This window comes from Streptomyces sp. NPDC048434, assembly GCF_043200375.1.
GTDB lineage: Bacteria > Actinomycetota > Actinomycetes > Streptomycetales > Streptomycetaceae > Streptomyces.
Window position 1 is genome coordinate 201,362 of the sequence record NZ_JBICXQ010000003.1, and the last position, 8,718, is coordinate 210,079.

Here is an 8,718-nt window from a genome sequence, read left to right on the forward strand (position 1 = left end):
GGGAGTCGGTAGGTTTCCCACCGGCATGACGGGACGGAGGGGCCCGCACGTGAAAGAGGCCGGAGAGTGACGAGTGACCTGCGCCGTCTCGTCGTCACCGGGCCATTCGCAGGTCAGGTCTGGTTCGACGACATGACCTGGGGCCGCATCCTGCCCGGCCCCGACATCCGGGACTGGTATCTGGCCTGGCTCGCGACGTAACGATGCACGGCATGGGTGGGCGGGACCGCGCGAGTATGTGGTCCCGCCCACCCGCGACAGATCCCGGGCGTCAGTCCTGGAGAGCGTCCTTGCCCTTTTCCTTTGCGTCGCGCAGATTTCCCTTGGACTCTCGCACCACGCCGTCCGCTTCGAGACGCTCATTGCCGACCGTGCGGCCGACTTCCTTCTCCGCCTTCCCGGTCGTCTGCTCGGTCTTGGCCTTCGCCTTCTCCACGGCGCTCATGATGAGATCCCTTCGTCGGCGTCATCATTCCGCTGCCCGCGCGACTCCAGCGGAAACGGAGAAGTTTTCTGAGCGGCAGTCATCAGCTGCGGGGACTCCCGGCACAAGCCCGCCGGCGAGATGCGCCCGAAACGGACTGAGTGGGTGCGGCAACAAGGCTGTTGCCGCACCCACTCGGTGCTGTCGACACGGGAGTCGTCGGAGCCGATGGCGCCGGTGCCGGCGTTCTGCCGTCAGGCGGAGCGGATCAGCCCCGGTGCCGGACCACCCTCCTAGCGGCCGTGTTCCATGCGGGCGCCGCCGCCGGTGTGCATACCGCCGACCGGCCTGTGGTGGTTCCTGTGGTGGTGGTGCCTGCACTTGTGGTGGTGGCGTCCATGCCAGCGGTGGCCGGACCAGTCGTGGTCGTGGTCACGGTTCCCTCTTCCGTGGCGGCCGTGGTCGTCGCCGTGTGCTGAGGTGGCGCTGACCGTGGCGCTGTCCTCGGCCGTGGACGAGGCCATCGCGCTGGGAGCGGTCACTGCGAAAACCGCGGTGATGACGGCTGAGGCGAACAGGGTGCGGGCAGTGCGCATGGGGCATGTTCCTTTCGGCCTACTGCGGAGGACGACACAGTGTCGGCCTTTGATCGCAGTAGCGACATATGACCCACAGTCAGCTGTCTTGTCACGGCGCACCACTTGAGCGCGTCCCAAAAATGCGCTTTATGGGTGGCATGAGCGAGAAGTTGACTCTTCAAGCCGAACGGCGCGCCGAAGCGGAGTTTTAACCTCGCTCACCCCTTCACCCCGCCGACGGCCGGCCCTTCGCCGGTTGGCCGGAGACGGACCCGGTGGTGATCGACAGGGGCGGCCTCCGTGCCTCTGGGCGACTCCTGGGCCGCCACCGGGCATGGAGGGGGCGTGACTGTGGAAGCGAGCGACCGCGCTGACGGAATTCACTGACAGTAAGGGCATGGCTCGCCCTGGTGAATGGCATTACCCGACGCGAAGCTTAAATTCTTTCCTCATAGCTTCAATTTTTCCTCAATTTTGCGAGGCACGCCGAGAGCCGGATGAGTAATTGTCCGGTCGCGTCCTGCTACCCCCTCCACCTGCGGAGTCGCCCGTTCGTACATCCCGCGGAATGTCCACAGTGGTGAGCTGTGAGTTCGGTATGCATTCCTTCAAGGAATATAACTATTCAGCCAATGACTCTTTGCAGGGCCGCGAATACTCCCTACTCTGAGGCAAATTTTCAGCCGCCCTGTCTTGAAAGGCCTCCTATGGCAAGCGTTGACGAGATCGCACCCGAGAGGACACGCGCATCCGGCTCCCTCCGGAGGGATGTCGGGCTCATCGGTCTGATGTGGGCCTCGGTCGGCTCCATCATCGGATCCGGATGGCTCTACGGTGCCCAGAAGGCCGTAGTGGTGGCGGGGCCGGCCGCGCTGATCTCCTGGATCATCGGTGCGGTCGCGGTGGTGCTTCTGGCGCTGGTGCACGCCGAACTCGGTGGCCTGTTCCCGGTGGCCGGTGGCACGGCGCGGTATCCGCACTACGCCTTCGGCGGCCTGGCCGGTATGTCCTTCGGCTGGTTCTCCTGGCTCCAGGCGGCGACGGTGGCCCCGATCGAGGTCGAGGCCATGATCGGTTACGCCGGTCACTGGTCGTGGGCCCAGGGGTTCCAGCATGCGAACGGGACCCTCACGACGAGCGGCTTCATCGTCGCGCTCGTCCTGATGGCGATCTTTGTCGCGGTGAACTTCCTCGGTGTGAAGGTGCTGGCGCACACGAACAGCGCGGCGACCTGGTGGAAGATCGCCGTACCCCTCGGGGCGATCTTCATCATCGCGGCGACCAACTTCCAGCCGCACAACTTCACCTCGCACGGCTTCGCCCCGTTCGGCGCCAAGGGCGTGCTCAGCGCCATCAGCACCAGCGGCATCATCTTCGCCCTGCTCGGCTTCGAACAGGCCATCCAGCTCGCCGGGGAGAGCCGCAACCCCAAGCGCGACTTGCCGCGTGCCACGATCGGGTCGGTCGTGATCGGTGCGGTGATCTACGTCCTTCTCCAGGTGGTCTACATCGGCGCGCTGCCGCTGGCCTCCTTCGCGCACGGGTGGGCCAAGCTGGACTACGCGGGCATCAGCGGTCCGTGGGCCGGTCTGGCCACCGTGGTGGGCCTGGGCTGGCTGGGCTGGGTCCTGTACGCGGACGCGATCATCTCCCCCGGTGGCACCGGCCTGATCTACACCACCTCCACCTCGCGCATCTCCTACGGTCTGAGCAAGAACGGCTATGCGCCCAGGCTGTTCGAGAAGACCGACGGGCGCGGTGTGCCGTGGTTCGGGCTGATCATCTCGTTCGTGACCGGCGTGATCTGCTTCCTGCCCTTCCCGAGCTGGCAGGAGCTGGTCTCCTTCATCACCTCGGCGAGCGTGCTGATGTACGCGGGCGCGCCGCTGGCCTTCGGGGTCTTCCGCCACCGGCTGCCGCACCACGAGCGCCCCTACCGCCTGCCCGGCGGCGGCGTCATCTCGCCGGTGTCCTTCGTCGTCGCGAGCCTGATCATCTACTGGGCCGGCTGGGACACCCTGCAGCGGCTCGGCTGGGCGATCATCATCGGGTATGTGCTGCTCGGCAGCTACGCCTGGTACGCGACGAAGAAGCGGTTGCCGAACGCTCCGCAACTGGACTGGAAGGCCGCGCAGTGGCTTCCGGTGTACCTGATCGGCATGGGCCTCATCGCCTGGCAGGGCGGCTTCGGCGGCCAGGGCCACATCCCGCTGTGGTGGGACATGGCGATCATTACGGTGTTCTCGCTGGGGATCTACTACTGGGCCCGCGCCACCGCCGTCTCGACCCAGGAGATCGAGCAGAACATCGAGGAGGTCGCGGTCGTGGACGAGGGCGGTCACTGACCGCACCCTGACCTGACGACCGGCAAGCCGGTGCGTCCGGCCGGTTGACCCGGCCGGACGCACCGGCTTTTCGCTGCCGTACGGTACGGCCCGGCCCTGCGCCGACGAGGGTGAGGGCTCCGCCGCGATGCCCGCAGGGAGGCCTGCCGGACGCTGGCCGCGACGGTGATGCCGCCGTTCAAGGGCGCGCATGACGACCGGTCACCGGGGTACGCGGAGAGCGGGCCGGGGCGGGGCAGACCGCTTCTTGGCGCGTACCGCGAGGGTTCTAGAGCAGGTCGAGTGCCGCGCGCACCGCGGTGTTCAAGTCAGCGCCCTGCAGGTCGAGGTGCAGGGCCGAATCCAGGACGTACCGTGGTTGCGCCCGCCAGCCGCGGGTGTGCAGACGGGTGTGATGGCGGGCGGTGTGACGGTGCAGGGCGCACAGGAAGTGCAGGCCCGTCACGTCCATGAACGGCACGTTCTGCATGTCCAGGACCACATCGGACAGTGCTGCGGGCAGCGAGGCGAGGACGCGGTCGCATGCCGGCTCGCAAGCGCGGTCGATCTCTCCGCAGGCCATGAGCAGTACGGTGTCATCCAGATACTGGGTGCTGATGGTGAAAGGAATAACGCCCTCAAAGAGTTGGGGTGGCAGCCATGCAGCCGCAGCACTGCGGGCACACGGCAGGCGCCGTGTGTGGTCCGGAGTTCGCGGGCCGCCACGGCAGGAGCTGCCGGGGATCACATCCCGCCTCTCGGAGCACTGGGCGAGCGAGGCTCACGAGCCGAACCAGGCTGTTCCGTCACTTCACTGTCCCACACCGCGCCACCGATTCGGAACCATCAGTACTACCGTTGACCGGCCGGCACCGTCTCGCCGTCCGGGCGGTGGCGGCCCAACCGGGGCGATCCGGCTCCGACTTGAGCACGCGTCGGCGACGTGGCGACAGCGCACCGCGACCCGCGCCGCGCCGGGCCGCCGGAGGGTCGTCCGGCCGGCGTGCCGGTCCTTCGAGGTTTCCGGCCGCGGGGTGGCGCCACCCATGACGGGGCTGCGGACCGACACGGGGCCGTGCGTGGCGTTCCCCTGCCGGCCGGCGCGTATTCGGCAGTTCCATGCCGAGTACTTGCCTGTCGGCAACAAATTCGCCCTCTCTTTCTGCGAAAGCGACTGCGGATCAGTTACTGCAGCGTCTACTTCGGCCGCAAGGTATGGAATCCGGCCAATTAACCGGACGTCGAAAGCAGGCCACGGAGCGAGCGGCCACCCTGGCTGACCAACAACTGTTGATGCAGGCCGAGATGGCCCATGAGACCGTCACAACGGTCCTGGCCTGCCCGGTCGCTACGCGGCAGCTGTGACGGTGAACGCCTTCCGGCTCGCCGCGGCGGCCGTGGTCCCGGTCCGGATGTGTATCTGAGGGTTGTTCTCCCCGTGGTGGTTTGCCAAGGTCTGGCACGTGCCGCGGGGGAGGGGTGGCATCATCGTGCGGCGGGGATAGCGGACCGCCTTGGAGGGCTCTGCCGCTCTCCGGGAGAAACGCTCAATACCCACTTCCCCGCGTTCAGCTCGAACGGACAGTCGAAGTCGTTTGCCTCACGAGTAACAGGGGTTGCGCGCGACCTGCTGGCGGCCCAAGGCAAATGGGTATAAAAATCACCCTCAGTCAAACCGCAGGGGGTTGCTATTGTATGACTGGGAGTGAGACTGTCGGTCAAGCTGGACTGGCGAGAAAGCGCTCGGGGGCGCGGATCGCTGACAACATCAAAATGTACCTGCCGGTAGTGTTTACGTTTCCCTCGTCCTCTTTTCGGGCGCCGGTGGCTCGTGTGAGGATCGCCCATCTTGAGGTGCGCGGGGATGCCTGACATGTGTCATGTGTGAGGGGTTTTCAGTGGGGGATGTGTGGTAACGACATGGTCAACGGCGGCTTCGCTGCCGTATGTCCGGGCGTCGATGAAGGGCCGGGGAGGGGTTTCGCGGCCTGGTTCATCGAGCCGTGCGGCGGAACCGACGACATGTTCTCGGCTGCCCGCGTCGAAGAACGGGAAGGGGCTCGGCATGCGGAATTGCACGTCCGGCTCTGCCCGGGAGTTGCCGGCGGTCTGTCCGCGGCGGCATTCCGGCCGACCGTCAAGGCTGCTCTTTTGCTGCTGTCGCCGTTGAGCGCACCCGCAGCGGTAAATCAGGCGCTGTCGACGCCGATCACTGAGTAGTGAGCGCCGGCGCTGCCGCGCCCGCGCCGACCAGAAACCGGGATCCAGGGGCTTGCGCCGGCGATTCGTCGCGGAGCCCGATGGTCGACCATATCGGCATGCCTTTAACCGGTGTTCATGTTCGCGCGTCGCCATGCGTGTTCATGCCGTCGGGAGATCCCGAATGCCTTTTTTGGGGTAGCGCGACAACATTGTGACGGCCGTGCGTCGGAACCCGGCTTCGCCAATTTGCGCACCGGCAGTACAAATTTAATCCGAAGGCAGCCAAGGGCATGAAAGGGCTGTGATAGTAAGCCTGTTGCGTCACACGGCGATCCGTCTTTTCGAGGGTATGGCCGCCGATCAGTCCAGCGCATAACTGCCGGGGAGGAACGAGCCCTCCCGGACCCGCACTTCAGGGAGTACCGGTGACCAGCAACGAACTGAAAGAGGCACCTTTCGTCTTCGACGATCTGGTCGGCCGGTGGAGTGCCTTGAGCGTGGCGGATCCCATACGTCATGACGAAGGGCAGAACCTCTGGCAGGTTCTGGACCACCGGAGCGTGGCCGCCGTGCTCGCCGACCCGGCGACCTACTCCTCGGACTTCTCCGGTCTGACCCCCACCCAGCCGGACTTCGAGACCTTCCGCCAGGGCAACTTCGTCGGCATGGACCCGCCCGAGCACCGCAAGCTGCGCACTCTCGTCAGCCAGGCGTTCACCCCGCGCATCGTCTCCGGACTCGAACCGAGGATCCACGCCATCACGGCGGAACTGCTCGACGCCGTCGAGGACCGTGACCGGTTCGACCTGGTGGACGCGCTGGCCTACCCGCTGCCCATTCTCGTGATCGCCGAGCTGCTCGGCGTGCCGGCCAGTGACCGCGGGCTGTTCCAGGAGTGGGCGGCCACGCTCTTCGGCGGGGACGAGCTCGGCGATTCGCTGGACATGAGCGATCTCGAGCGCGCGCTGGACTCCATCGCACCCACCGTGCGCGAGATGAACGGCTACCTCCTCGATCACATCCGCCACCACCGGAAGAACCCCGGCGAGGGCCTGACCAGCAGGCTGCTGCAGGCCGAAGTGGACGGCATCCGCATGGCGGACCAGGAGATCGTCGGCTTTGTGGCCCTGCTGCTGGTCGCCGGGCACATCACCACCACCGCACTGCTGGGCAGCGCCGTGCTCAGCTTCGATCAGTACCCCGACGCCGCCGCGCAGGTGCGCGCGGACCCCGGCCGGCTGCCGGACGCCATCGAGGAAGTGCTGCGCTGGCTGCCGCCGTTCCCCGAACTGGGTCGCCGTACCACCCGCGAGGTCGAACTCGGCGGCAGGACGATTCCCGCCGACGCCATCCTGATGGCCAACCTGGCCGCCGCCAACCGCGACCCGGCACGGTTCACCGATCCCGGCACGTTCCACGTGATGCGCAACCCCAACCCGCATCTGACCTTCGGCCACGGCATCCACTTCTGCTTCGGTGCGCCGCTGGCCCGGCTGGAGGCACGCATCGCGCTGCGCCAACTGCTGGACCGCTTCCCCTGCATCACCGTCCCGAGCCGCCGCGAGGTCGAGTTCCAGAACCCGGCCGTCATCGTCAGTGCGCGTCGTCTGCCGTTGGAGGTGCGGAGGTCATAGTGCCGTTCGCAGAGGAGAGCGCGCCCGGCTCCAACGGGCGGGCGCACGCGAGGAGATCGGTTGCCGAGTGCCCTCGGCGATCAGGCCCAGGGGCTGGTTCGCCCACGCCGTGAGCGGGTTGCTTTCACGGTAGGCAGGCGCGTCATTCCCCCGTGAGTTTCGAGTTCCGGGAGTTTCTTTCTCATGCCGCATGCTTCGAGTGCTCCGGTCGCGAGCCGGCAGCCGACCCACATACGACGCCTCTTACAAGAGCGTCTGGACACGCTCGCGCGCACCCACCAGGTGCCGGGAGCCCAACTCGCCGTGCAGGTCGACTCGGTCACGTACACGGTCCAGACGGGCGAGGCGGACGTCACCGCGGGCGAACCGTTCACCGCGGACACGGCGGTGCCGCTGGGGTCCGTCACCAAGCCCTACACGGCCGCGATCGTCTTGCTCCTGGCCGCCGACGGTGACCTCGCGCTGACCGATCTCGTCGGTAGCCATGTGCCGGAGCTGCGGCGGGCACCGCACCTGACCGTACGGCAGCTGCTCAGCCACACCGGGGGACTCCCGACCGGCCCCGATTCGGACGACGCGGCTCTGCTGACCCCCGCCCGCTATCTGTCCGCGCACTGCTCGGGCCGGGACACGGTGTGCGCGCCCGGCAGCGGCTTCTCCTACTCCAACGCCGGATATGTCGCCGCCGGCCGGCTGATCGAAGCGGTGACGGGCATGTCCTGGCAGGACGCCGTGCGCGCGCTGCTGCTGGAACCCCTGGGCACCGTTCCCGCCTTCCTCGGCGATGCCACGCCGACGCGTCCGGTGGCCCGCGGCCACTCTGTCAACGCGGCCTCCGGACGGGTGCTCCCGGTGCAGCAGACCCTGGCGCCGGTGGAGGCCCCGGCGGGTGCCCTGCTGGCGAGCGCCCTCGACCTGGTCGCACTGGGCCGGGCCCTGCTCGGACACGGGCCGCGCGCGGTGCTGACGCCCGAGGCCGCCGAGGAGATGCGCCGCCCCGTACCCGGTGCCGCTCCGGGCGTCCTGGCGGACGCCTGGGGTCCGGGCCTCGCGCTCTTCCAGCAGGGCACCCAGCAGTGGTGCGGCCACGACGGCAACGCCCAGGGCACCTCCTGCCATCTGCGGGCCGAACCGGACAGCGGCACGGTGGTCGCCTTCACCAGCAATGCCAACAACGGCACCGCCCTGTGGCACGAACTGGCCGAGGACATCGGCCAGATCACCGGAGTGCAGGTCCCGTCCGCCGCGCGCCCGCTGGAGCGGGGCCGCGCCGTCGCACTTCCCCAGTGCGCCGGGACCTATCACAACGGAACCGTCGAGTACCAGATCACCGCGGACGCGCACGGCTCCCTGGCGCTGACCGTGAACGGCGACACCCCCGCGCCGCTGGTCTGTTACCCGGATCTGAGCTGTGACCTGGTGGATCCCGCGTCCGGCCGCCGCGTTCCCGGCGGACGCTTCGTGCGGGATCCGGACAGCGGCGCCATCGACCGCGTGCAGATCTCGGGTCGCACGGCTCGCCGTACCGTCACCGCCTGAATCGGGCCCGTCGCGGT

Annotated in this window: 8 protein-coding genes; 5 read left to right on the forward strand and 3 right to left on the reverse strand. The window is 67.6% G+C overall.

The window, feature by feature from the left end; genetic code table 11:
• Positions 1-66: 66 nt before the first annotated feature.
• A complete protein-coding gene (locus ACGFWI_RS05175) occupies positions 67-201 on the forward strand; it encodes a hypothetical protein (protein ID WP_393904537.1) in 135 nt (44 codons plus the stop codon).
• 70 nt (positions 202-271) lie between these two features.
• Here the strand turns inward: ACGFWI_RS05175 and ACGFWI_RS05180 are convergent, their stop codons facing one another.
• Both ACGFWI_RS05180 and ACGFWI_RS05185 read right to left on the reverse strand, forming a co-directional pair.
• A complete protein-coding gene (locus tag ACGFWI_RS05180; RefSeq protein ID WP_393904538.1) occupies positions 272-445 on the reverse strand; it encodes a CsbD family protein in 174 nt (57 codons plus the stop codon).
• 272 nt (positions 446-717) lie between these two features.
• Positions 718-1,020 carry a hypothetical protein gene (locus ACGFWI_RS05185; protein ID WP_393904539.1) on the reverse strand — a complete coding sequence of 101 codons (303 nt, stop codon included), beginning with the start codon at positions 1,018-1,020 and terminating at the stop codon, positions 718-720.
• A gap of 689 nt (positions 1,021-1,709) precedes the next feature.
• On the opposite strand from ACGFWI_RS05185, the gene ACGFWI_RS05190 reads away from it, so the two are divergent.
• A complete protein-coding gene (locus ACGFWI_RS05190) occupies positions 1,710-3,347 on the forward strand; it encodes an APC family permease (protein ID WP_393904540.1) in 1,638 nt (545 codons plus the stop codon).
• Positions 3,348-3,615: 268 nt separating this feature from the next.
• Here ACGFWI_RS05190 and ACGFWI_RS05195 read toward each other — a convergent pair whose 3' ends face one another.
• Positions 3,616-4,074 carry an STAS domain-containing protein gene (locus tag ACGFWI_RS05195; protein WP_393904541.1) on the reverse strand — a complete coding sequence of 153 codons (459 nt, stop codon included), beginning with the start codon at positions 4,072-4,074 and terminating at the stop codon, positions 3,616-3,618.
• Positions 4,075-5,246: 1,172 nt separating this feature from the next.
• Between ACGFWI_RS05195 and ACGFWI_RS05200 the strand changes: the two genes are divergently transcribed.
• From ACGFWI_RS05200 to ACGFWI_RS05210, 3 genes are all read left to right on the forward strand, one after another.
• A complete protein-coding gene (locus ACGFWI_RS05200; RefSeq protein ID WP_393904542.1) occupies positions 5,247-5,546 on the forward strand; it encodes a hypothetical protein in 300 nt (99 codons plus the stop codon).
• 407 nt (positions 5,547-5,953) lie between these two features.
• On the forward strand, positions 5,954-7,162 hold the full coding sequence (locus tag ACGFWI_RS05205; RefSeq protein WP_393904543.1) for a cytochrome P450: 1,209 nt from the start codon (positions 5,954-5,956) through the stop codon (positions 7,160-7,162).
• Positions 7,163-7,345: 183 nt separating this feature from the next.
• Positions 7,346-8,701 (forward strand): serine hydrolase domain-containing protein, encoded by a 1,356-nt coding sequence (locus tag ACGFWI_RS05210; protein ID WP_393904544.1) that lies wholly within the window; start codon positions 7,346-7,348, stop codon positions 8,699-8,701.
• The last annotated feature ends 17 nt before the right edge of the window (positions 8,702-8,718 follow it).

What these genes read in the sequence shown, in the direction of transcription:
- ACGFWI_RS05185 (WP_393904539.1), bottom strand. Translation starts at nt 1,020, where the DNA reads ATGCGCACTGCCCGCACCCTGTTCGCCTCAGCCGTCATCACCGCGGTT.
- ACGFWI_RS05200 (WP_393904542.1), top strand. Translation starts at nt 5,247, where the DNA reads ATGGTCAACGGCGGCTTCGCTGCCGTATGTCCGGGCGTCGATGAAGGG.
- ACGFWI_RS05210 (WP_393904544.1), top strand. Translation starts at nt 7,346, where the DNA reads ATGCCGCATGCTTCGAGTGCTCCGGTCGCGAGCCGGCAGCCGACCCAC.
- ACGFWI_RS05190 (WP_393904540.1), top strand. Translation starts at nt 1,710, where the DNA reads ATGGCAAGCGTTGACGAGATCGCACCCGAGAGGACACGCGCATCCGGC.
- ACGFWI_RS05180 (WP_393904538.1), bottom strand. Translation starts at nt 445, where the DNA reads ATGAGCGCCGTGGAGAAGGCGAAGGCCAAGACCGAGCAGACGACCGGG.